The sequence below is a fragment of the Luteipulveratus flavus genome (assembly GCF_029439465.1).
GTDB lineage: Bacteria > Actinomycetota > Actinomycetes > Actinomycetales > Dermatophilaceae > Luteipulveratus > Luteipulveratus flavus.
Genome location: NZ_JAROAV010000028.1, coordinates 236,261 through 259,943 on the forward strand (window position 1 = coordinate 236,261; position 23,683 = coordinate 259,943).

General features: G+C 71.0%; 20 protein-coding genes. 2 read left to right on the forward strand and 18 right to left on the reverse strand.

Going from position 1 to position 23,683, the window contains the following annotated elements:
* Window positions 1–4: 4 nt before the first annotated feature.
* The 17 genes from P4R38_RS09885 to P4R38_RS09965 form a co-directional block, all read right to left on the reverse strand.
* Window positions 5–1,006: a polyprenyl synthetase family protein gene (locus P4R38_RS09885; protein WP_277192002.1), complete on the reverse strand. Its 1,002-nt coding sequence runs from the start codon at window positions 1,004–1,006 to the stop codon at window positions 5–7.
* Window positions 1,003–2,565 (reverse strand): NADH-quinone oxidoreductase subunit NuoN, encoded by a 1,563-nt coding sequence (nuoN, locus tag P4R38_RS09890; RefSeq protein WP_275237591.1) that lies wholly within the window; start codon window positions 2,563–2,565, stop codon window positions 1,003–1,005. The genes P4R38_RS09885 and nuoN overlap by 4 nt, the downstream gene beginning before the upstream one ends.
* Window positions 2,562–4,184 carry an NADH-quinone oxidoreductase subunit M gene (locus P4R38_RS09895; RefSeq protein WP_277192003.1) on the reverse strand — a complete coding sequence of 541 codons (1,623 nt, stop codon included), beginning with the start codon at window positions 4,182–4,184 and terminating at the stop codon, window positions 2,562–2,564. Before P4R38_RS09895 ends, nuoN begins: the two co-directional genes overlap by 4 nt.
* Window positions 4,184–6,121, reverse strand: coding sequence for an NADH-quinone oxidoreductase subunit L (nuoL, locus tag P4R38_RS09900; protein WP_277192278.1), 1,938 nt, complete (start codon window positions 6,119–6,121; stop codon window positions 4,184–4,186). The genes P4R38_RS09895 and nuoL overlap by 1 nt, the downstream gene beginning before the upstream one ends.
* Window positions 6,122–6,139: 18 nt before the next feature.
* Entirely contained in the window at window positions 6,140–6,439 is a 300-nt protein-coding gene (gene nuoK / locus P4R38_RS09905; RefSeq protein ID WP_275237589.1) for an NADH-quinone oxidoreductase subunit NuoK, read from the reverse strand.
* Window positions 6,436–7,236, reverse strand: a complete 801-nt coding sequence (locus P4R38_RS09910) for an NADH-quinone oxidoreductase subunit J (protein ID WP_277192004.1) — start codon at window positions 7,234–7,236, stop codon at window positions 6,436–6,438. The genes nuoK and P4R38_RS09910 overlap by 4 nt, the downstream gene beginning before the upstream one ends.
* Window positions 7,233–7,862, reverse strand: coding sequence for an NADH-quinone oxidoreductase subunit NuoI (gene nuoI / locus P4R38_RS09915; protein WP_275237587.1), 630 nt, complete (start codon window positions 7,860–7,862; stop codon window positions 7,233–7,235). The genes P4R38_RS09910 and nuoI overlap by 4 nt, the downstream gene beginning before the upstream one ends.
* Complete coding sequence (gene nuoH / locus P4R38_RS09920; RefSeq protein WP_277192005.1) at window positions 7,855–9,231, reverse strand: NADH-quinone oxidoreductase subunit NuoH; 1,377 nt, start codon at window positions 9,229–9,231, stop codon at window positions 7,855–7,857. The genes nuoI and nuoH overlap by 8 nt, the downstream gene beginning before the upstream one ends.
* Window positions 9,228–11,735 carry an NADH-quinone oxidoreductase subunit G gene (locus P4R38_RS09925; protein ID WP_277192006.1) on the reverse strand — a complete coding sequence of 836 codons (2,508 nt, stop codon included), beginning with the start codon at window positions 11,733–11,735 and terminating at the stop codon, window positions 9,228–9,230. Before P4R38_RS09925 ends, nuoH begins: the two co-directional genes overlap by 4 nt.
* On the reverse strand, window positions 11,732–13,051 hold the full coding sequence (gene nuoF, locus P4R38_RS09930) for an NADH-quinone oxidoreductase subunit NuoF (protein ID WP_277192007.1): 1,320 nt from the start codon (window positions 13,049–13,051) through the stop codon (window positions 11,732–11,734). The genes P4R38_RS09925 and nuoF overlap by 4 nt, the downstream gene beginning before the upstream one ends.
* The gene (gene nuoE / locus P4R38_RS09935) at window positions 13,048–13,797 is read right to left on the reverse strand and encodes an NADH-quinone oxidoreductase subunit NuoE (protein WP_277192008.1); all 750 of its coding nucleotides are present in this window, start codon (window positions 13,795–13,797) and stop codon (window positions 13,048–13,050) included. Before nuoE ends, nuoF begins: the two co-directional genes overlap by 4 nt.
* A complete protein-coding gene (locus P4R38_RS09940) occupies window positions 13,797–15,146 on the reverse strand; it encodes an NADH-quinone oxidoreductase subunit D (RefSeq protein ID WP_277192009.1) in 1,350 nt (449 codons plus the stop codon). Before P4R38_RS09940 ends, nuoE begins: the two co-directional genes overlap by 1 nt.
* Window positions 15,146–15,928 carry an NADH-quinone oxidoreductase subunit C gene (locus tag P4R38_RS09945; RefSeq protein WP_275237799.1) on the reverse strand — a complete coding sequence of 261 codons (783 nt, stop codon included), beginning with the start codon at window positions 15,926–15,928 and terminating at the stop codon, window positions 15,146–15,148. Before P4R38_RS09945 ends, P4R38_RS09940 begins: the two co-directional genes overlap by 1 nt.
* Window positions 15,929–16,077: 149 nt before the next feature.
* Entirely contained in the window at window positions 16,078–16,632 is a 555-nt protein-coding gene (locus P4R38_RS09950) for a NuoB/complex I 20 kDa subunit family protein (RefSeq protein WP_277192011.1), read from the reverse strand.
* A 39-nt stretch (window positions 16,633–16,671) separates the two neighbouring features.
* Window positions 16,672–17,046 (reverse strand): NADH-quinone oxidoreductase subunit A, encoded by a 375-nt coding sequence (locus tag P4R38_RS09955; RefSeq protein WP_457609444.1) that lies wholly within the window; start codon window positions 17,044–17,046, stop codon window positions 16,672–16,674.
* 65 nt (window positions 17,047–17,111) lie between these two features.
* The gene (locus P4R38_RS09960; protein ID WP_275237580.1) at window positions 17,112–18,425 is read right to left on the reverse strand and encodes a geranylgeranyl reductase family protein; all 1,314 of its coding nucleotides are present in this window, start codon (window positions 18,423–18,425) and stop codon (window positions 17,112–17,114) included.
* 115 nt (window positions 18,426–18,540) lie between these two features.
* Entirely contained in the window at window positions 18,541–19,236 is a 696-nt protein-coding gene (locus P4R38_RS09965) for a demethylmenaquinone methyltransferase (RefSeq protein WP_277192012.1), read from the reverse strand.
* 102 nt (window positions 19,237–19,338) lie between these two features.
* On the opposite strand from P4R38_RS09965, the gene P4R38_RS09970 reads away from it, so the two are divergent.
* Complete coding sequence (locus P4R38_RS09970) at window positions 19,339–20,625, forward strand: isochorismate synthase (RefSeq protein WP_275237578.1); 1,287 nt, start codon at window positions 19,339–19,341, stop codon at window positions 20,623–20,625.
* Window positions 20,626–20,673: 48 nt separating this feature from the next.
* Window positions 20,674–21,936 carry a GNAT family N-acetyltransferase gene (locus tag P4R38_RS09975; RefSeq protein ID WP_277192013.1) on the forward strand — a complete coding sequence of 421 codons (1,263 nt, stop codon included), beginning with the start codon at window positions 20,674–20,676 and terminating at the stop codon, window positions 21,934–21,936.
* Here P4R38_RS09975 and menD read toward each other — a convergent pair.
* Complete coding sequence (gene menD, locus P4R38_RS09980; RefSeq protein WP_277192014.1) at window positions 21,933–23,663, reverse strand: 2-succinyl-5-enolpyruvyl-6-hydroxy-3-cyclohexene-1-carboxylic-acid synthase; 1,731 nt, start codon at window positions 23,661–23,663, stop codon at window positions 21,933–21,935. The genes P4R38_RS09975 and menD overlap by 4 nt on opposite strands.
* Between the last annotated feature and the right edge of the window lie 20 nt (window positions 23,664–23,683).

A 23,683-nucleotide genomic window follows, 5' to 3' on the forward strand; every position in this document is an offset into this window, starting at 1 on the left:
TGTCTCAGGCCGTGCGGCGTGCCACGGCCAGGGGCAGCTGGCGCAGCGCGTCCTGCGCCGGCCCGTCGCCCAGCGTGGCGATGAGGTCGGCCGCGCGCTGCGCCAGGCCGATGGTGTGCTCGCGGGCCTGCCGGACCGCGGCGTGCGACCGCAGCAGGTCCAGCGCCTCCGCGTGCAGCGTGTCGTCGGTGAGGTCGGCGCTCAGCAGCTCCTGCAGCCGCGCGTCGGCCGGGTCGTCGGACGCGCGGGCGTACAGCACCGGCAGCGTGACCACGCCCTCGCGCAGGTCCGTGCCGGGCATCTTGCCGGACTCGTCCTGCTCGGAGGTGATGTCGAGGATGTCGTCGGACAGCTGGAAGACCATGCCGACCAGCTCGCCGTACTCGCGCAGCACCTCGACCGTCGAGTCCGGACAGCCGCCGAACATCGCGCCGTAGCGGGCCGCGGTCGCGATGAGGACGCCCGTCTTGTCGGCCAGCACCTGCAGGTAGTGCTGCATCGGGTCGGCACCCCGGGGCGCCTGCCGCTCGTCCTGGATCTGCCCGGCGCACAGCCGGACGAACGTCTGCGCCTGGATCAGCACGGCGTCCGAGCCGAGGCCGGCCACGAGCTCGGAGGCCTTCCCGAACAGCAGGTCACCGACCAGGATCGCGGTCGAGTTGTCGTACGCGGCGTTGGCGCTGCGGACGCCGCGGCGCACGCTCGCCTCGTCCATGACGTCGTCGTGGTAGAGCGAAGCCAGGTGCGTCAGCTCCACCCCGGCGGCGGCGTCGACCACCTGGGCGTTGCGGCCCGAGCCCAGCTCGGCGGTCAGCAGGGTCAGCAGCGGACGGAACCGCTTGCCGCCCGCGTCCACCAGGTGGTGCGACGCACCGGCGATGAACGGGTCGTCGTGGTCGACGACCTCGCGCAGCCGGCGGTCGACCTCACCCAGCCCCTCGAACAGACGGGCGCTGAGCTCCTCGGACAGCCCGGGCAGGACGGCGAGCGGCGCGGACGTGGTCATGGCAGGAACAGCGACGAGTCGTGCGCCAGGTCCAGCAGCGGCGACGGGACGATGCCCAGCAGCAGGGTCGCGGCGACGCCGATCGTCACAGCGGTCGAGGTCAGCACCGACGGCGTGAGCACCGCGGTGTCACCGGAGGGCTCGGAGAAGTACATCAGCACGATCACCCGGACGTAGACGAACGCCGTCACCGCCGAGGCGAGGACACCGATCACGGCCAGCCAGGTGCCGTCGTGGGCGATGGCCGCTCCGAACACCGCGAACTTCGCGGTGAAGCCGGAGGTCAGCGGGATGCCCGCGAACGCCAGCATCAGGAACGAGAACGCTCCCGCCAGGACCGGGCTGCTCTTGCCCAGACCGGCCCACTGGGACAGGTGGGTCGCCTCCGAGCCGGACGAGCGGACGAGGGCGATCAGCGCGAACGCGGCGATCGTCGAGAAGCCGTACGCGACCAGGTAGAACATCGTGGAGGAGACCCCGGTCCGGTCCATCGCCAGGACCCCGACCAGGACGAACCCGGCGTGGGTGATGGAGGAGTACGCGAGCAGCCGCTTGACGTCGGTCTGCGTCACCGACAGCACGGCGCCGACGATCATCGTCAGGGCGGCGACGACCGCGACCACCGGCTGCCAGTTCCAGCGCAGCCCCTCGAACGCGACGTACAGCACTCGCAGCAGCGCACCGAAGGCGGCGATCTTGGTGCAGGCGGCCATGAAGCCGGTCACCGGCGTCGGGGCCCCCTGGTAGACGTCCGGCGTCCAGGAGTGGAACGGCACCGCGCCGATCTTGAAGAGCAGGCCGACCGCGATCAGCAGGACGCCCGGCACGGCGATGCTGTCCATCCCGCCGACCTGGGGCACGGCCTTGGCGATCTCGCCGAAGCGCACCGAACCGGCGAAGCCGTAGATCAGCGCAGACCCGAACAGGAAGAACGCGGAGGAGAACGCGCCGAGCAGGAAGTACTTCAGCGAGGCCTCCTGCGACAGCAGGCGACGGCGTCGGGCCAGGCCGGTGAGGATGTACAGCGGCAGCGAGAGCACCTCGAGCGCGACGAACATCGTCAGCAGGTCACCGGCCGCGGGGAACATCATCATGCCGCTGATCGCGAACAGGACGAGCGGGAAGACCTCGGTGGTCGTCGCGCCCATCCGGACCGCGGCGGCCTCCTGGGGAGAGCCCGGCACGGCCGACCCGGACTGGGTGAACGTGTCGGGAGCCGCGCTGTCCAGCCGCTCGGCCATCGCCAGCAGGCCGACGGCCCCGAGGACCAGCACCGTGCCCTGGAGGAACAGCGCCGGGCCGTCGATCACGATCGCGCCACCGGCCGTCTTGGCCTGGTGGTCGCGGGAGTACAGGACCAGCACCAGGAACGCGGCGACCAGACCCCCGAGGGTCAGCACCAACTGAATCGGGTACCGCACCCGCCGCGGCGCGAACGCCTCGACGAGGACCCCGACCAGAGCCATGCCGAACACGATGAACATCGGCAGGACTGCGGCGTACTCGACCTTCGTCGCGACGAAGTCGGCAGCGGGCACGCTGCTCAGCGCGGCGGTCACTTGGAGCTCCCCTCAGCAGAACCACCGGACGTGCTGTCGGCGGCGGGCAGGACATCGGGCTTGGGGTCGCTGACGCCGACGTAGTGCAGCGTCGTGCTGACCGCGGGACGCAGCAGGTCCAGCGCCGGCTTCGGGAAGAAGCCGAGGAGCACGAGCAGGGCGATCAGCGGAGCGGCGACCAGCTTCTCGCGCGCCGTCAGGTCGCGCACCATGCTCGTCGCACCGGCGGGCGTGCCTGCGGACGTGCCGGCAGAGTCGGCGGCACCGACGCTCTCGAGCTCGGGCTTCGGACCGGTCATCACGTCGCGGTACATCAGCAGGATGTAGAGCGCCGCGAGGACCACGCCCGCGACGGCGATCGACGTCGCGACCTTGTACTTGGCGAACGCCCCTGCCATCACGAGGAACTCGGAGACGAAGGAGTTCAGGCCCGGCAGCGACAGCGCGGACAGACCGGCCACCAGGAACACGCCGCCGAGCGCGGGGGTGACCCGCTGCCAGCCGCCGTAGTCGCCGATGTTCTTGCTGCCACGGCGCGCGACCAGCATGCCGGCGAACAGGAACAGCGCGGCCGTGGTGAACCCGTGGTTGACCATGTACAGCGTCGAGCCGAGGTGCGCGGTGCTGGTCATCGCGAAGATGCCCAGCACGATGAAGCCGAAGTGGCTCACCGAGGTGTACGCGATCAGCCGCATCATGTCGGTCTGACCGATGGCGACCAGCGCCGCGTACAGGATCGAGATCACCGCGAGGGTGATCACGACCGGCGTGGCCCACTTGGCGGCGTCCGGGAAGAGCTGCAGGCAGAAGCGGATCATCCCGAAGGTGCCGACCTTGTCCAGCACGCCGACGAGCAGCACGGCAGTCGCCGGGCGCGCCTCGGTGGCGGCGTCGGGCAGCCAGGTGTGCACCGGCCACATCGGCGCCTTCACCGCGAAGGCGAAGAAGAAGCCGACGAACAGCCAGCGCTCGGTCCCGGTGGAGATGTCCAGGCCGGTGAGACGGGAGATCAGGAAGCCGTCCGCGCCACCTGGGCCCTGGACGTACAGCGCGATGACGGCGACGAGCATGATCAGCCCGCCGAGCAGCGAGAAGAGCAGGAACTTCACCGCGGCGTACTGCCGGTTGGCGCCGCCGAAGGACCCGATCAGGAAGTAGACCGGGATCAGCATCGCCTCGAAGAACACGTAGAACAGGAAGACGTCGGTCGCGGAGAAGACGCCGATCATGAACGTCAGCAGCACCAGCATGAGCGCGTAGTACGTCTGCTGCCGGCGGCCCGGGTGGGGGACGTCGTCCCACGCGGCGACCAGGCAGATCGGCACCAGCACCAGGCTCATCAGGATCAGGCTGAGCGCGATGCCATCGACGCCCAGCGCGTACGAGACGCCGAACTGCTTGATCCAGGAGTGGGTCTCGGTGAGCTGGAACTGCTCACGACCGGCGCCGTCCCAGCTGAACTGGAACGCGGCGAGGATCCCGACCACGAGGGTCAGCAGCGAGAAGCCCAGCGCCAGCGGACGGGCCAGCCGGGCAGCACCGCCGGGCAGGAACCCGACGACGAGCGCACCGACGAGAGGGATGACCCCCAGAGCGGTCAACCAGGGAAAGTCGGACATCACTGAACCACCCACACGACACCGAGAACTGCGACGACGCCGAGCAGCATCGTCAGGGCATAGGACCGGACGTAGCCGTTCTGGACACGCTTGATGCGGGCCGACGTGCCGCCGATCATGGCGGCCGTACCGCCGACCGCGCCGTCGACGCCCTTGTTGTCGGCGTAGACCAGCGCGCGGGTCAGGTGCAGACCCGGACGCGCGAGGAGCGCCTCGTTGACGTCGTCCTGGAACAGGTCGCGGCGTGCCGCGCGTGTCGCGACCGACCCGACGGGCGGGGTGACGGGTACGGCGTCACGCAGGTACCGCAGCCACGCCAGCGCGACGCCGCCCGCGACGAGCACCAGCGTCAGACCGGTGATCACCGGCACGGCCAGCACCGGGTGGTGCTCCTCGCCGCCGCCCACGACCGGCTCCAGCCAGTCGGTGATGACGCCGGTCGGGCCGAGCGCCAGGCCCAGGAACGCCGAGCCGAACCCGAGGATCATCATCGGCACCGTCATGGTGGCCGGCGACTCGTGCGGGTGCACGTCCTCGGTCCAGCGGCGCTTGCCGTGGAAGGTCATGAAGAACAGCCGCGACATGTAGAACGCGGTGATGCCGGCGCCGATCAGCGCGGCGAGGCCGAACACCCACGGGCGCCAGCCGTCGCCGACGAAGGCCGACTCGATGATCTTGTCCTTGGACCAGAAGCCGGACAGCCCGGGGAAGCCGATGATGGCCAGCCAGCCGAGACCGAAGGTGATCCAGGTGATCTTCATGAAGGTGGCCAGGCCACCGAAGCGGCGCATGTCGACCTGGTCGTTCATGCCGTGCATGACCGAGCCGGCGCCGAGGAACATGCCGGCCTTGAAGAAGCCGTGCGTGAGCAGGTGGAAGATCGCGAAGGCGTACCCCACCGGGCCGAGCCCGGCGGCGAGCACCATGTAGCCGATCTGCGACATGGTCGAGGCGGCCAGCGCCTTCTTCATGTCGTCCTTGGCGCAACCGACGATCGCACCGAACAGCAGCGTGATCGCGCCGACGATCGTGACGGCGAGGCGCGCGTCCGGGGCGGCGTCGAAGATCGCGCTGCTGCGCACGATCAGGTAGACGCCGGCGGTCACCATGGTCGCCGCGTGGATGAGCGCGGACACCGGCGTCGGGCCGGCCATCGCGTCGCCCAGCCAGCTCTGCAGTGGGAACTGCGCGGACTTACCGCACGCTCCCACCAGCAGCAGCAGGCCGATCGCGGTCAGGGCGCCCTGCGAGGCGTTGCCGACGGCGGCGTTCACCCCGGCGAAGTCCACCCGGCCGAACGTCGCGAACATCGTGAAGATCGCCAGCAGCATGCCGGCGTCGCCGACACGGTTGACGATGAACGCCTTGTTGGCCGCCGTGGCGTACGCCGGGTTCCAGTTCCAGAACCCGATGAGCAGGTACGACGCCAGGCCCACGCCCTCCCAGCCGACGAACAGCAGCAGGTAGGAGTCGGCGAGCACCAGCAGCAGCATGGCCGCGATGAAGAGGTTGAGGTAGGCGAAGAACCGGCGCTTGTCCGGGTCGTGCGCCATGTACCCCAGGGAGTACACGTGGATCAGCGAGCCGACGAACGTGATCAGCATGACGAACGTCAGGGACAGCTGGTCCAGCTGGAGGCCGGCGTCCAGGTTGAAGCCGCCGGCGGGCATCCAGGAGTAGAGGTGCAGGTGCTGCGCACGCTCCTCGGCGCCACGGCCGAGCATCTCGGTGATGATCGCGACGCCGACGCCGAAGCTGGCCCAGGACAACCCGGTCGCCAGGGCGGGGCCGATCTTGTTCAGCGTCTTGCCGCCGAGCAGCAGGATCGCTGCTCCCGCGAGGGGCAGGGCCACCAGCAGCCAGGCGTACGACGCCGTCCCGGTGGCGTCATGGACCGTGCCGGTGGACTCGGCCACCAGCACGGCCGCGGTACTCAGGTGAGGCACGCCGGCTCCTTACAGCTTCAGCAGGTTGGCGTCGTCGACCGAGGCCGACCGACGCGCACGGAAGATGGCCATGATGATCGCGAGGCCGACGACGACCTCCGCGGCCGCCACGACCATCACGAACAGGGCGATGACCTGGCCGTCCAGCTGCCCGTGCATCCGGGCGAAGGTGACGAAGGCCAGGTTGGCGGCGTTGAGCATCAGCTCCACGCCCATGAAGACGATGATCGCGTTGCGGCGCAGCAGCACCGTCGCGGCGCCGATCGAGAACAGGATCGCGGACAGGTAGACGTAGTTCGTGAGGCTCATGCGTCGTCGTCCTTCCGCGTCGTGGCCTGCTCGTCGCTCTCGTCGCCGACCTCGTGCTCGATCTCCTGGGTGACCTGGGTGAGGGCTCCGGTCGTGCCGACCTGGCCGCGTGCCCGCAGCACCCGCGAGATCGACAGCTCGGCCGGGCTGCCGTCCGGCAGCAGGGCCGGGGTGTCGACGGCGTTGTGGCGGGCGTACACACCGGGGGCGGGCAGACCGGCGACGTTCTCGCCGCTGCGGATCCGCTCCCGGGACCAGTCCGCCTGGGTGGCCTTCGGGGTGAGTCGCTCGCGGTGGGCAAGCAGCATCGCGCCGAGCGCGGCGGTGATCAGCAGGGCGCTGGTGGCCTCGAAGGCCCACACGTAGTCACCGAAGATGAGTCGCGCGGCACCGCTGACGTTGCCGTCCTTGTTGGCCTCGGCCAGACCGCGCGGGGTGCCGAACGCCGCCTTGCCGATGCCGGCGATGGTGATCGCGGCCAGGCCCGCGGCGAGCAGCAGGCCCGCCCAGCGCTGACCGCGGATCGTCTCCACCAGCGAGTCGGAGGAGTCGACGCCGATGAGCATGATGACGAACAGGAACAGCATCATGACCGCGCCGGAGTAGACGAAGATCTGGATGACGCCGAGGAACTCGGCCTGCTGGGCGATGTAGAAGATGCCCAGCACGATCATCGCGGTCGCCATCCCGACCGCCGCGTGCACGGCCTTGCGCGCGAAGAGCAGCGCCAGGGCGCCGGCCACCGCGAGCGGCCCGGCGATCCAGAACAGTGCGGACTCCGCACCTCCGACGGTCATGCCGGGTCCTTCCCGTCGTGCGCGGCGTCCGCCGCGGCGAGCTCGCGCTCGCGCTGGTCCATCCAGGCCGCCTGCTCCGGCGTCGCCTGGCTGACCTTGCCCTGGTAGTAGTCGCGCTCCTCCATGCCCTCGACCATCGGGTGCGGGGCAGCGAGCATGCCGTTCTGCAGCGGCGCGAGCAGCTGCTCCTTGGTGAAGATCAGGTCGGCGCGGTTGTCGTCGGCCAACTCGTACTCGTTGGTCATCGTGAGCGCGCGCGTCGGGCACGCCTCGATGCACAGCCCGCAGAAGATGCAGCGCAGGTAGTTGATCTGGTAGACGCGGCCGTAGCGCTCGCCGGGCGAGAACCGCTCGCCGGCGGCGTCGTCGTTGTCGGCGCCCTCGACGAAGATCGCGTCCGCCGGGCAGGCCCAGGCGCACAGCTCGCAGCCGACGCACTTCTCCAGCCCGTCGGGGTGACGGTTGAGCTGGTGCCGGCCGTGGAAGCGCAGCTGCGTGGGGCGCTTCTCCTCCGGGTACTGCTCGGTCTCGATCTTGCGGAACATCGTCCCGAAGGTCACGCCGAAGCCGGCGATCTTCGCGCCGAGGCCCGGCTCCTTGTCCTGGGGCGGCTTGCGGTCAGCCACGGTTCTCCTCCGAACCTGAGTCGGTCACGGGTGCGGGACGGGCGGCGCTCAGCGCGAGCGGCGGCTCGACCAGTCGCTGTCCGGGCAGCGGCGGGACGGGGTGGCCGCCGGCGAACGGGTCGATCTCCTCGTCCATGGCGCGAGCCTCCTCCAGCTCGGCCCGCCGCTTCACCTGGTGGTTGTCGTAGAACCACGCCGCCACGAGGACGGCCAGCGCGATGCACGCGATGATGAACAGGGTCGCGCGTGGGAAGTCACGACCCAGCAGGCTCACCTTGCTGTCGCCGAGGAAGCCCAGCTCGGCGGCGCGGATGAAGGCCACCATGACGACCCACACCAGCGTCGTCGGGATGAGGACCTTCCAGCCCAGCCGCATGAACTGGTCGTACCGGACGCGCGGCAGCGAGCCGCGCAGCCAGACGAAGAAGAACATGAACAGCCACAGCTTCACGACGAACCACAGCAGGCCCCACCAGCCGCCGTTGAGCATGCCGTCGCCGATGGCCGCGATGCCGGGAGGCGCCGCCGGTCCGCCGAGGAACAGCGTGGTCGCCAGCGCCGAGACGGTGAACATGTTGACGTACTCGCCGAGGAAGAACATCGCGAACTTCAGCGAGGAGTACTCGGTGTGGAAGCCACCGGTCAGCTCGCCCTCACCCTCGGCGAGGTCGAACGGGAGCCGGTTGGTCTCGCCGACCATCGTGATGACGTACACCACGAAGGAGAAGAACGCCGGCACGATGTACCACAGGTCGTTCTGGGCGAACACGATCTGGCTGGTCGACATCGAGCCCGCGTAGAGGAAGACCGCGACCAGCGCCAGGCCCATCGCGATCTCGTACGAGATCACCTGGGCCGAGCTGCGCAGACCACCGAGCAGCGGGTACGTCGAACCGGAAGACCAGCCCGCGAGGACGATGCCGTACACGCCCACACCCGCGACGGCCAGCACGAGCAGCGTGGCGATCGGGGTGTCGGTCAGCTGCAGGGGCGTCTTGTGGCCGAACATCCAGACGGTGCCGCCCATCGGGATGATCGCGAACGACACGAAGGCCATCGCGCCGGCGATCGCCGGGGCCGCCCAGAACATGATCTTGTCCGCGGCCTTGGGGACGATGTCCTCCTTGAGCGCGAGCTTCACACCGTCGGCGAGGGTCTGCAGCAGACCGAACGGGCCGGCGCGGTTCGGGCCGGGACGCTGCTGCATCCGGCCGATCACGCGGCGCTCGAACCAGATGACCAGCAGCGTGTTGATCAGCAGGAAGACGAAGACCAACAGGGCCTTGACCAGCGAGAGCCACCACGGGGTGTCGCCGAAGTCGGCCACCGGGTTGTCCGTGGTCGCCGCGAGCGCCGCGAGCGTGCTCATGCGCTGATCTCCTTCGAGGTCGCAGCCACGGCCAGCTGCACGATGGTGCCGCTGTCCGCGGACAGGGTTGCGCGGACGGCGGAGCCCGGCGAGTTGGTCGGCAGCCAGACGACGTGGTCGGGCATGTCGGTGATCAGGACCGGCAGGGTGATCGCGCCGTGCCGGGTCGAGACCGCCAGGCCCTGACCGTCGGTCACGCCGACCTCGCGGGCCGTCGCGGCGGAGACGCGGGCGACCGGCGTGCGGGCCGTCCCGGCGAGGAATGGCTCCCCCGCCTGCATCCGGCCCTGGTCCAGCATCTGCGCCCAGGTGGCCAGCACGGCCTCGCCGACCAGCGGCCGGGGCACGCTGCCGTTGCTCACCCGCGGACGGACCGGACGGGCGCCGGTCCACGGACCGAGCTCGGCCATCTCGGCGCGGATCTCGGCCACCGATCGGGTTCCGAGGAACTCCCCCATCTCGGCGGCGAGCAGGTCCAGGACCCGGTGGTCGGGCATGGCGACCGACTCCAGCGCCTGCTCGAACGGACGCACGCGTCCCTCCCAGCTGACGAACGAGCCGGCCTTCTCCTGCTGCGGGGCGATCGGCAGGACGACGTCGGCGTACGCCGGCAGCTCGCCCTTGCGGATCTCCAGCGCCACCACGAACGCCCGCTCCAGCGCGGCGGTCGCGGCCTTCTGGTCCGGCAGGTCGGCCGGGTCGACACCGGCGACGACCAGGCCGGCGAGCGTGCCGTCCGCGGCTGCCGTCAGGATCGCGGCGGTGTCGCGGCCGACGGCGTCGGGGAGCTCGCCGGCCCCCCAGACCGCACCGACCTGCGAACGCGCCTCGGCGCTGCCGACGGGGCGGCCGCCGGGCAGCAGGTTCGGCAGGGCGCCGACCTCCAGCGCGCCACGCTCACCGGCCCGGGTCGGGACCCAGGCGATCCGGGCGCCCTTGGCGTCGGCGAGGGCCAGGACCGCGGACAGCGCACCGGGCACGGACGCCGTCCGGCTGCCGACCAGGATCAGGCTGTCGCGGCCGAGCGCCTCACCGGCGCGGGCCAGCGGACCGTCGCCGGTGCCGAGCGCGCCGAGCACCTCGGCCTCGGTGCCGGGAGCCGTCGGCACCAGGGTGCCGCCCATCTTCTCCAGGCCACGGGTGGCGTACGGCGCGAGCGAGAAGATCTCGCTCTTGTTCTTGCGCCACGCCTTGCGCAGCCGCAGGAACAGGATCGGCGACTCGTCCTCCGGCTCCAGCCCGACCAGCAAGGTCGAGGCCGACCGCTCGACGTCGGCGTAGGTGACCGCACCGGCGTCCGGGCCGGTCGCAACGACCGCGTGCGCGAGGAACTCGGCCTCCTCGACCGAGTGCGGGCGGGCGCGGAAGTCGACGTCGTTGGTGCCGAGCACGAGACGCGCGAACTTGCTGTACGCGTACGCGTCCTCGGCGCTCAGGCGGCCACCGGTGAGGACACCGACGCCACCGGCCGCGCGGGCCTTGGCCAGGCCGTCGGCCGCGGCGGCGAGCGCCTCGGGCCAGCCGGACACCTGGAGCCGGCCCTCGGCGTCCCGCACCAGCGGGGCGTCGAGGCGGTCCTTGGCCGTGGCGTAGGTGAACGCCCACCGGCCCTTGTCGCAGTTCCACTCCTCGTTGACCGCCGGGTCCTCCAGCGCCATGCGGCGCAGCACGACGCCGCGGCGGTGGTCGACGCGGATGGCGCAGCCGTCGGCGCAGTGCTCGCACACGCTCGGCGTGGAGACCAGGTCGAACGGGCGAGACCGGAACCGGTACGCCGCGCCGGTGAGCGCGCCCACCGGGCAGATCTGAACCGTGTTGCCCGAGAAGTAGGACTCGAACGGCTGCTCCTCGTAGATGCCGACCTGCTGCAGCGCACCACGCTCGATGAGCGCGATGAACGGGTCGCCGGCGACCTGGTCGGAGAAGCGGGTGCAGCGCGCGCAGAGCACGCAGCGCTCGCGGTCCAGCAGCACCTGGGAGGAGATGTTGATCGGCTTGGGGAACGTGCGCTTGACGTCCTCGAAGCGGGACATCGGCCGGCCGTTGGACATCGCCTGGTTCTGCAGCGGGCACTCCCCGCCCTTGTCGCAGACCGGGCAGTCCAGCGGGTGGTTGATGAGCAGCAGCTCCATCACGCCGTGCTGGGCCTTGTCGGCGACCGGGGAGGTCTGCTGGGTCTTGACCTCCATGCCCTCGGCGACCTCCATCGTGCAGGAGGCCTGCGGCTTCGGCATCGGTCGCATCGAGCCGTCCGGCGCCTTGGTCGAGACCTCGACCAGGCACTGGCGGCAGGCGCCGACCGGCTCCAGCAGCGGGTGGTCGCAGAAGCGCGGGATCTGGATGCCGACCTGCTCGGCGGCCCGGATGATCAGCGTCCCCTTGGGCACGCTGACCTCGACGCCGTCGACGGTCAGGCCGATCTCGGCCGGCTTGGCCGGCACCGCGGCGTCGCCGCCGGACGAGACGGCGTTCCCGCCGGCGGCGGGTGAGGTGACGGTGCTCATGCGCTCACGGTCTCCTTGGCGCGGACGGGGAAAAGCACGGACTTCTCCGGCGGGAAGAGCTCCCACCAGGGCTGGCTGGTGCCGGCCCCGAACTCCTCGCGGAAGTACTGCACGGCCGAGGTGATCGGCGAGGTGGCGCCGTCACCGAGCGCGCAGAAGCTGCGGCCCAGGATGTTGTCGCAGATGTCGACGAGCTTGTCGATGTCCTCCTGGGTGCCCTGGCCGTGCTCGAGCCGGGTCATGATCTGCTTCAGCCAGAAGGTGCCCTCGCGGCACGGCGTGCACTTGCCGCACGACTCGTGGGCGTAGAAGTCGGTCCAGCGCGAGACGGCCCGCACGACCGACACGGTCTCGTCGAAGATCTGCAGCGCGCGGGTCCCGAGCATCGAGCCGGCCGCCGCGACGGACTCGAAGTCCAGCGGGACGTCCCAGTGCGCGTCGGTGAAGATCGGCGTCGAGGAGCCACCCGGCGTCCAGAACTTCAGCCGGTGACCCTCGCGGATGCCGCCCGCCATGTCGACGAGCTCGCGCAGCGTGATGCCGAGCGGCGCCTCGTACTGACCCGGACGGGTGACGTGACCGGACAGGCTGAAGATGCCGAAGCCCTGGGACTTCTCGGTGCCCATGTCGGCGAACCAGTCTGCTCCGCGCGACAGGATCGGCGGGATCGAGGCGATCGACTCGACGTTGTTGACGACGGTCGGACGCGCGTACAGACCGGCGACGGCCGGGAACGGCGGCTTGAGGCGCGGCTGCCCGCGACGGCCCTCGAGGCTGTCCAGCAGCGCGGTCTCCTCACCGCAGATGTACGCGCCGGCGCCGGCGTGCACGGTGACGTCCAGGTCGAAGCCGGTGCCGAGGATGTCCTTGCCGAGGTAGCCCGCGGCGTACGCCTCCTCGACCGCGCGCAGCAGCCGGCGGTAGACGTGCACGACCTCGCCGCGCAGGTAGATGAAGGCGTGGTTGCAGCCGATGGCGTAGGAGGTGATCGCCACACCCTCGATGAGGAACTGCGGCGCCGCCATCATCAGCGGGATGTCCTTGCAGGTGCCCGGCTCGGACTCGTCGGCGTTGACCACCAGGTAGCGGGGGCCGCCGTCCGGCGGGGGCAGGAAGCCCCACTTCATTCCGGTCGGGAAGCCGGCGCCGCCACGACCGCGCAGACCGGAATCCTTGGTCATCTGGACCAGGTCGGCGGCCGGCATGGCCAGCGCCTTGCGCAGCGCCTGGTAGCCCTGCTTGTCCTCGTACGTCTCCAGGGTCCAGCTGTTCGGGTGGTCCCAGAACTCGGTGAGGATCGGCGTCAGGTCGGTCATGACTGCTGCTCCTTCGATGCCTCGGGGGCGGGAGCCGGTGCGGTACGGGTGTACGTCTGCTCGCCCGAGGCGATGCGCAGGCCCTCCAGGGAGGCCGGCCCTGCGCCGACGCCCTCGTCCGCGCGGCCGTCGGAGAACCCCGCGAGCACGCGCGACATCTGCTTGAACGAGCACACCGAGGTGGCGCCGCGGGTCGGCGTGACGTCCTTGCCCGCGCGCAGGTCCTCGACCAGCCGGACGGTCGACTCGGGGGTCTGGTTGTCGAAGAACTCCCAGTTGGCCATCACGACGGGCGCGTAGTCGCATGCCGCGTTGCACTCGACGCGCTCGAGGGTGACCTTGCCGTCCTCGGTCGTCTCGTCGTGGCCGATGCCCAGGTGCTCCGAGACGGTGTCCCAGATCAGGTCGCCGCCCATGACCGCGCACAGCGTGTTGGTGCAGACACCGACGGTGTACTCGCCGTTGGGGTGGCGCTTGTACTGGGTGTAGAACGTCGCGACGCCCGAGACCTCGGCCTCGGTGAGGTCGAGCTGCTCGGCGCAGAACGTCACGCCGCGCCCGGTGACGTACCCGTCGACGCTCTGGATCAGGTGCAGCAGCGGCAGCAGCGCCGAGCGCTTCTGCGGGTAGCGCGCGACGATCAGCTCCGCGTCGCGGACGAGGTCGGCCAGCGTCTGCGGGTCGTACGGCTCGTCGCTGGCGCGCAGCGGCGTCTGGACGTGCAGCGGTCCGTGGTTCTCGCTCATCAGCGGTCCACCCCTCCCATCACCGGGTCGATGCTCGCCACCGCGACGATGACGTCGGCGACGGCGCCGCCCTCGGCCATCGCGGCCGTGGCCTGCAGGTTGTTGAAGCTGGGGTCACGGAAGTGCGCGCGGTACGGACGCGTTCCGCCGTCGGAGACGACGTGGCAGCCCAGCTCGCCCTTAGGCGACTCGACCGCGGCGTACGCCTGGCCCGGCGGCACCCGGAAGCCCTCGGTCACCAGCTTGAAGTGGTGGATGAGCGACTCCATCGACTCGCCCATGATCGTGCGGATGTGGTCCAGGCTGTTGCCCTGCCCGTCCGCACCGACCGCGAGCTGCGCCGGCCAGGCGATCTTCTTGTCCTCGACCATGACCGGGCCGCTGCCGGCGTCCAGCCGCTCGATGGCCTGCTCGGCGATCTTCAGCGACTCGTGCATCTCCTCGACGCGCAGCTTCAGCCGGCCGTACGCGTCGCACGTGTCGGTGACCGGCACGTCGAAGTCGTACGTCTCGTACCCGCAGTACGGGTCCGACTTGCGCAGGTCGTGCGGCAGGCCGGTGGAGCGCAGCACCGGGCCGGTGAGGCCGAGCGCGATGCAGCCGGTGAGGTCGAGGTAGCCGACGTCGACCGTGCGGCCCTTGAGGATGGGGTTCTCCATGAGGAGCTTCTCGAGCTCGCCGATCCCCTTGCGCACCAGCGGGATCGTCTCGCGGAGCTGGTCGATGCAGCCGGCCGGGAGATCCTGCGCGACGCCGCCGGGACGGATGTAGGCGTTGTTCATCCGCAGGCCGGTGACCATCTCGAAGATCGACAGGATGCGCTCGCGCTCGCGGAAGCCGATCGTCATGACGGTGGTGGCGCCCATCTCCATGCCACCGGTCGCGAGGGCGACCAGGTGGGAGGTGATGCGGTTGAGCTCCATCATCAGCACGCGGATGACCTGGGCGCGCTCAGGGACCTGCTCGGTGATGCCGAGCGCCTTCTCGACCGCGAGGCAGAAGACGGCCTCGTTGAACAGCGGCATGACGTAGTCCATGCGGGTGCAGAACGTCACGCCCTGGGTCCAGGTGCGGTACTCCATGTTCTTCTCGATGCCGGTGTGGAGGTAGCCGATGCCCGCGCGGGCCTCGGTGACCGTCTCACCGTCCAGCTCGAGGATGAGCCGGAGCACGCCGTGCGTCGACGGGTGCTGCGGACCCATGTTGACGACGATGCGCTCCTCGTGGAGTGCGGCCGCCTCCTGCGACACGTCGTCCCAGTCACCACCGAAGGCGTTGATGACCGGTGCGCCCTCGGCGTCGCCCGGGGTCGCCGCCCCGTACACGTCGTTCGTTGCCTGTGTCGACATCAGCTGTACGACCTCCGCTCGTCCGCGGGGGGCACGGTGGCGCCCTTGTACTCCACCGGGATGCCGCCGAGCGGGTAGTCCTTGCGTTGCGGGTGGCCCGGCCAGTCGTCGGGCATGAGGATCCGGGTGAGGGCCGGGTGGCCGTCGAACTCGATCCCGAACATGTCCCAGGTCTCGCGCTCGTGCCAGTCGGCCCCGGGGTAGACGCTCACGACGGAGGGGATGTGCCGGTCGGTGTCGGGGCAGGTGACCTCGACCCGGACACGGCGGCTGCCGTGCGTGACCGACAGGAAGTGGTAGACCGCGTGCAGCTCGGCACCGGTCTCCTGCGGGTAGTGCACGCCGGAGACACTCATGCACATCTCGAAGCGCAGGCTCGGCTCGTCGCGCAGCATCCGTGCGATCCCGAGCAGGTGCTCGCGGCGCACGAACAGCGTCAGCTCGCCGCGGTCGACGACCACGCGCTCGACCGCGTCGTCGTACGAGGCCCCTCCGGTCCGCTCCAGTGCACCGGTCAGGTCGTCGGTCAGCCGGTCGAACCAGCCGCCGTACGGCTTGGGCGAGCTGCCGGGGAACAGCACCGGCCGCTTGAGCCCGCCGTAGCCCGTGGTGTCGTTGCCGAGCGAGGGGCCGAACATGCCCTGCCGCTGCGCGATGACGACCGGCTCGGTGTCCAGCTGCTCCTGCGGGAGGACGGCGCCCTCCTGGGCGGCCTCGGTGAGCGACTTCTCCGGCGCGAGCGCGGGGTCCTTGACCGGACCGGTCGCGGGGTCGCCCGCCACGGGCTTGTCCGTGGGGCTCTGCGAGCCCTTGGCGTCGGTGGCCGGGACGTCGGCGGACTTGGCCTCGTCGGCCTTCGTCTCCGGCTGGGCCGCCTTCTCCTCGGTGACCTTGCTCTCGGGCTCGTCGCGCGAGTCCTTGCCGTCGTCGCTCACGCGAGCAGTCCCTTCATCGCGTGGGTCGGCGTCGCCTCGAGCGCGGCCTTCTCGGCCGCGCGGGCCGCGTGCACCCGGTTGACGCCGAGCTTGCTGTTCTGGATCTGGTCGTGCAGCTCCAGGATCGCGTTCAGCAGCATCTGCGGACGCGGCGGGCAACCCGGCAGGTACACGTCGACCGGGATGATGTGGTCCACGCCCTGGACGATCGCGTAGTTGTTGAACATGCCGCCGGAGCTGGCGCACACGCCCATCGAGATGACCCACTTGGGCTCGGGCATCTGGTCGTACACCTGACGCACGACCGGCGCCATCTTCTGGCTGACCCGGCCGGCGACGATCATCAGGTCGGCCTGGCGCGGAGTCGCGCTGAAGCGCTCCATGCCGAACCGGGCGATGTCGTAGTCGGGCGTGCCGACGGCCATCATCTCGATCGCGCAGCAGGCGAGACCGAACGTCGCCGGCCACACCGAGCTCTTGCGCATGTAACCCGCGATCTGCTCGACCGTGGTCAGCAGGAAGCCCGCGGGGAGCTTCTCCTCGATACCCATCTCAGCAGCTCCTTCCGAAGTCCTTGTGGCCGTTCATCGTCAGTCCCACTCCAGGCCGCCGCGACGCCACACGTACGCGTACGCCACGAAGACGGTGAGGATGAACAGCACCATCTCGACGAGGGCGAAGAGCCCCATCTGCTCGAACGCGACCGCGAACGGGTAGAGGAACACCGACTCGATGTCGAAGATGATGAACAGCATCGCCGTCAGGTAGTACTTGATCGGCACCCGGCCGCCGCCCTCGGCGTGCGGGCTCGGCTGGATGCCGCACTCGTACGCCTCGAGCTTGGCGCGGTTGTAGCGCTTGGGCCCCGCGAGGGCACCGGCGGCGACGGAGAACACCGCGAACCCGGCGCCGATCGCCGCGAAGAACAGCAACGGGGCGTAGGAGTAGGACGTCAGCCCGTTCACTTCGCAGGCTCCTTCCGTACGCCGACGGTGCGGCGCGTCGTACTCGTCGTGGCGGTACCCATGTCTCAGGCCGCGGGGGCGATCCGGGACAGGGCGTTGAGCAACCGGTCGCCTGCCGAACCGCCGTGCGGCTCGGACAGGTTGGCCATCACCTTCAGCACGTACTTCATCATCGTCTCTCGCGGAAGTCCGTACTTCACCGCAAGTCGCATGACCTCGGGGTAGCCGATGACCTTCGCGAAGTGCCGCCCGAGCGTGTAGTACCCGCCGAGCGCGTTCTTCATCACGGCCGGGTAGCCCTGCAGGACCCGCTCGCGGCCGGCGTCGTCGGCGCGCGCGAACGCCTGCGCGACGACCTCGGCGGCCAGGCGGCCGGACTCCATCGCGTAGGCGATGCCCTCGCCGTTGAACGGGTTGACCATGCCGCCGGCGTCACCGACCAGCAGCAGCCCGTCGGCGTAGTGCGGCTGGCGGTTGAAGCCCATCGGCAGCGCGGCGCCGCGGATGTCGCCGACCATGGTCTCGTCGCTGTACGTCCACTCCTGCGGCATCGTCGCGACCCAGCGACGCATGACGTCCTTGTAGTCGGTCTTTCCGAAGGCGCTGGAGGTGTTGAGGATGCCGAGGCCGACGTTGCTGGTGCCGTCGCCGACCCCGAAGATCCACCCGTACCCGGGAAGCAGCACGTCCTTGCCCTGCGCGTCCTTGGACCACAGCTCCAGCCAGGACTCCAGGTAGTCGTCGTCGTGCCGCGGGCTGGTGTAGTACGTCCGCACGGCCACACCCATCGGGCGGTCCTCGCGCTTCTCGCGGCCCATCGCGAGCGAGAGCCGCGAGGAGTTGCCGTCGGCGGCGATGACCAGCGGTGCGTCGTAGCGCAGCACCCGACCGGTGGCCCGCCCGCGCTCGTCCATCTCCTTGGCGGTGACACCGGTGATCCGACCGGTCGCGTCGTCCCGGATCGCGCCGGTGACGTTGGTGCGCTCCCGCAGCCGGGCGCCGTGCTTGACCGCGTGCTGGGCGAGGATGTCGTCGAAGTCCTGCCGGGTGCGGACCAGGCCGTACGGCGGGAAGGTCGACAGGTCCGGCCAGTCCAGCTGCAGGCGCATGCCGCCGCCGACGATGCGCAGACCCTTGTTGCGGATCCAGCCCTCGGACTCGGGGGTGGGGATGCCGAGCGTGATGAGCTCGCGCACCGCGCGCGGGGTGAGGCCGTCGCCGCAGACCTTCTCGCGGGGGAAGGCCGTCTTCTCCAGCAGCAGGACGTCCAGGCCGGACATGGCCAGGTACGCGGCAGTGGCGGAACCGCCCGGACCGGCACCGACGACGATGACGTCCGCGGTCTCCTCGGAGGGTGAAGCGGGGGTGTGCTGGCTCACGTTCGCGTCCTTGCGCTTGTGATTCTCTTCACGAACTCCCCCACCTTAGGCCCGATCGTCAACACCCCCGTACTGAGGACGACCTAACCTCGTGAGCGCAGCGCGGTGAGATCCCTCACGCCGCCTGGACGGCGCGGTGCAGCGCCACCACCCCGCCGGAGAGGTTGCGCCACTCCGGACGCGACCAGCCGGCGTCCCGGAGCCGGTCCGCCATCCCCTGCTGGTCCGGCCAGTCGCGGATCGACTCGGCCAGGTAGACGTAGGACTCGGTGTTGGAGCCGGTGCGGCTCGCGATGCGCGGCAGCGAGCGCATCAGGTACTCGCTGTAGACCTTGCGGAAGGCCGGGTGGGTCGGCGTGGAGAACTCGCAGATCACGACCCGGCCACCGGGCCGGGTGACCCGGCCGAACTCGCGCAGGGCACCGACGGGGTCGACCACGTTGCGCAGGCCGAAGGACATCGTGACCGCGTCGAACGCGTCGTCCGCGAACGGCAGCCGCATCGCGTCGGCGGCGGTGAACGGCAGGTGCGGCAGCTGCTTCTTGCCCTGGCGCAGCATGCCGATCGAGAAGTCCGCGGGGACGACGTGCACCCCGTCGAGGTGGAACGGCTGGCTGCTCGTGCCCGTACCGGCGGCGATGTCCAGCACCCGCTCCCCGGCCGCCGGGGCGACCGCCTCGTGCACGAGCCGACGCCAGCGTCGGTCCTGGCCCATCGACAGGACGTCGTTGGTGAGGTCGTAGCGAGCCGCCACGTCGTCGAACATCCGGGCGACGTCCGCAGGACGCTTGTCGAGGCTGGCGCGGTTCATGCACGTCATCCTCCACCACCACCTGTGCGCCACCTCGGGGAGGCCGATGCCACACCTGAGAGGGAGGGCGGCACCCGGAGTCGTCGCCTAATGTGTGCCCTCGTGACCTCAGAACCGGCGGCTCCCCCATCGCCACTCCCCCTCCTGGTCGCGCGCACCCGCCAGGTCGCCGATCCGGGGGATCTGATCGACCTGCTCCCCCGTGACGCGGCGCCGCAGGACCTGATGTCCTGGATCCGCGACGGCGACGGCATGGTCGGCTGGGGACGGGCGGCCGCGGTGCACACCACCGGCCGGGACCGGTTCGAGCGAGCCTCCCGCTGGTGGCGGGACGTCGCCGGCCGGGCGGTCGTGCGCGACGACGTCCGCCGCCCCGGCACGGGTCCGGTCGCGTTCGGCTCGTTCGCCTTCCGCAGCACCTCCGCCGCCGGCGCGAGCCTCGTCGTCCCCCAGGTCGTGGTCGGCCGGCGGGACGGGGTCTCCTGGGTCACCACCATCAGCTCGGCCGGTGAGATCCCGGCCCCCGCGCGCCTCTCGGCGCAGCCCGCACCGGTCGCCCCCACGGACGTGACGTACGCCGACGGCGCGCTCACCGGCGCGCAGTGGTCGGAGGCCGTCGACGCCGCCGTCCGGCGCATCCAGGGCGGTGACGTCGACAAGGTGGTCCTCGCCCGGGACGTCGACGTCGTGGCGAGCGCACCGCTCGACGCCCGCTGGCTGCTGTCGCGCCTGGCGTCCAGCTACGCCAACACCTGGACCTTCGCCGTCGACGGTCTGACCGGCGCCACTCCCGAGCTGCTGGTCCGCCGCGAGAAGGGCCTCGTGCACTCACGCATCCTGGCCGGCACGATCCGGCGCACCGGCGACGACGAGCACGACCTCGCCCTCGCGGCCAAGCTCGCCCGGTCGTCCAAGGACCTGGAGGAGCACGAGTACGCCGTTCGCTCAGTGGCCGACGCGCTGCGTCCGCACTGCCGGTCGATGAACGTCCCCGAGGCGCCGTTCGTGCTCCACCTGCCGAACGTCATGCACCTGGCGACCGACGTCGCGGGCGTCCTCGCCGACGAGGTCTCGTCGCTGACCCTCGCCGAGTCGCTGCACCCGTCCGCCGCCGTGTGCGGCACGCCCACGGTCACGGCCGCCGAGGTCATCGACGACCTGGAGCGGATGGACCGCGGCCGGTACGCCGGGCCGGTCGGCTGGATGGACGGCAACGGCGACGGCGAGTGGGGCATCGCCCTGCGCTGCGGCCAGGTCGACGCCGAGAACCCCTCTCGTATCAGGCTTTTCGCCGGGTGCGGCATCGTGGCCGGCTCCGACCCGGACGCCGAGCTGGCCGAGTCGGAGGCCAAGCTGCTCCCGATGCGGCACGCCCTCGCCGACGACTGACCGCGAACTCGATTGCCGCCGGCGGCGTACGGCGATTGACTCGGCCGTATGGCTGATGTGCGGGTGGGACCCGCGAGCGACCCCGAGCGTTACCTGAACACCGACCTGCTGGTGTGGTTCGACGAGCCGCCCGTCGCGACCACCGAGCAGCTGCTGGCCGGCTTCGGCGAGAACAGCATGTTCGGCGCCGAGGTCGACGGGGCCGACGAGCGCACGTACGCCGGCGTGTACGGCGTCTACCCGCTGGAGCTGACCGTTCCGGGGCCGCTCGGCACGCTGCGGCAGGTCCCCGTCGCCGGGCTCACCTGGGTGGGCGTCCACCCCGACGAGCGACGCCGCGGCGTCCTCACCGCGATGCTGCGCGACCACTTCTCCCGCGTCGGCGACGGCGACTGGTCCGGCCTGTCGGTGCTGAAGGCGAGCGAGCCCGCCATCTACGGCCGGCACGGGTACGGCGTCGCCTCCTGGGAGTGCACCCTGCGCCTGAGCCGCGGCGCGAGGCTCACGGCACCCGGCCTCGAGGACGCCGCGAGTGCTCTCCGCACGCGGCTCACCGACGCCGCCGACCCGGGGGTACCGGCCCGGATGCGGGAGGTGTCGCTGCGCGTCGGCGCCGACCGTCTCGGCGCCGTCGTCCGCGAGGAACGCCTCTACACGCGCTTCACCGTCGACTCACCGGCGAGTGTGCGCGAGCGGGAGGTCCAGCGGGTGCTGCTCGCCCAGCAGGACGGGACCGACGTCGGGTTCGCGTGGTTCCGGCGCAAGCTCGACTGGGAGAACGGCTCCGCGGCGGGCGAGGTCGGAGTCATCGAGCTGGTGGGGACCCCAGCCGCCGAGCTCGCCCTCCTGCGGCGGCTCGTCGACCTCGACCTCACCACCTCGGTGACGATCCGGTGGCGCTCGGTCGACGACCCGATCGCGGCGTGGGCCGGCGGTCCGAGGGGCATCCAGGACGCCACGAGCGACAGCCTGTGGGTGCGTCTGGTCGACCTGCCGACGGCGTTGGGTGCCCGGGGGTACGCGGCGCAGTGCGACGTGGTGCTGGAGGTCGAGGACGCCGCCTGCCCGGCGAACCATGGCCGGTGGCGGCTCGTCGTCGACGAGCAGGGCCGGGGCACAGCGAACCGTACGGACGCGACCCCCGACGTCCGGCTCACGACCCAGACCCTCGCGTCGGCGTACCTCGGGGCACGCAGCCTGGTGGCTCAGCAGCAGGCGGGGCTGCTCACCGAGGTGACGGACGGCTCGGTCGCAGCGCTGGACACGGCGATGCGAGCTGCGCAGGCGCCGGTCGCGGCCGTCGGCTTCTAGCTCTCCGCGAGCGCCTCGGCGGCGACGGTTCGCAGCCGCGCCCGCAGGTCACGCTGCCCGTCCCGGCTGACCGGGACCTCGACCACCTGAATTCCGTTGCCAGGCCTCGCGATCCGTTCGACGAGGCGGTCACGGTCGGTGACCAGCTCGTGCTCGACGCCGTGAGCGGCGCACAGCTCGGCGATCCGGGTCCCGGTCGGGGTCGCGAACACCCGCTCGAACGCATCCGCCAGGTCGGGGTGACCCGGCTCGAGGGTTCCGAAGATGCCGCCGCCGTCGTCGTTGACGACCACGACGGTCAGATCGGGCACGGGCTCGTGCGGACCGATGAGCAGCCCGTTCGAGTCGTGCAGGAACGTCAGGTCACCCATCAGGGCGACGTTCGCGTGGCCCGGCCGCGACAGGGCCATGCCCACGGCCGAGCTGACGACGCCGTCGATGCCGGCCAGCCCTCGGTTGGACACCGAGACGACGTCGCGCGCGACGCGCTGCGGGTCGCGGCCCAGGTCCAGGTCGCGCGCGGAGTTGGACGATCCGACGTAGAGCGCCCCGCCGGCCGGCACGTGGTGGGCGACGGTCGCCGCCACCGCGAGCCCGGACGGCCACGAGGCGTCCACCACCTCGTCGGCCCGGGTGCCGATCAGGCTGCCCGCCTTGCGCCACGCCGCACCCCAGGCCCGGTCGACGCAGGCGGCGACCGCGGAGTGGCTGCGCTCGATGTCGGCCCAGTCGTGGACGCGCCGGACGACGTGGGAGGCGTCCGCCCAGGTGGTGAGGGGCGTGACCGCCTCGACCGTCACCTCGGGGTGGCGCAGCAGGCGTGCCACGTCGCGGGAGAGGGTGACCCGGCCGCCGACGAGGACGCGCTCGGGCAGGTTGCGCTCGAGCCAGTCCGTCGCGCTGAGCAGCAGCGGGCCGTGCGGGCTGACCCGGCCGCGGTGGTACCGGCCGAACGGCTCGGCCACGATCGGCCAGCCCGCCGCGGCCGCGAGGTCGGCCAGCTCCCCGCCCTGGGCGGGGTCGGGGAGGTCGCCGAGCAGGACGAGCGTGCGCGGGACTGGCGCGATCCCGGGGCCGGTGACGGCCGGCGGGTGGCTGTGCGGCGCCCGCAGCGCGAGCCACGGCTGCTCCTGCTCGCGACCGGCCAGCGACTCGGGCCACTCCTGCGCCTCGCCGGTCGGGACGAGCGGCTCGCGCAACGGGATGTTGAGGTGCACCGGCCCGGGGTCGCCGCTCGGCAGGCCGCGGCTCTCGGCGATGGCCCGGCCGACCACGCTGCGCCAGGTGCCGTTCTGGCCCTCGCGCCGCTCGGGGCTGGCCGTCTCGTGGAACCAGCGGGTCGCGCGTCCGAAGATCTTGACCTGGTCGGTGGTCTGGTTCGCCCCGGTCCCGCGTAGCTCGGCGGGGCGGTCGGCGGTGATCACGACCATGGGGACGCTGGCCTGGCTGGCCTCCAGGACGGCCGGGAAGAGGTTGACGACCGCCGTCCCGCTCGTGGTGATGACCGGCACCGGCACGCGGGTGACCTTCGCCAGCCCGAGCGCGGTGAACGCTGCTGAGCGCTCGTCGACCCGGACGTGCAGCCGGATGCGGCCCGCCCGGTCGGCGTCGTGCACCGCGTACGCGAACGGCGCCGAGCGTGACCCCGGGCAGAGCACGACGTCGGTGACACCGTGCCGGATCAGCTCGTCGACGATCACGGTGGCCAGCGCGAGCGAAGGGTTCACCCGAGCATCCTGCCCCACGG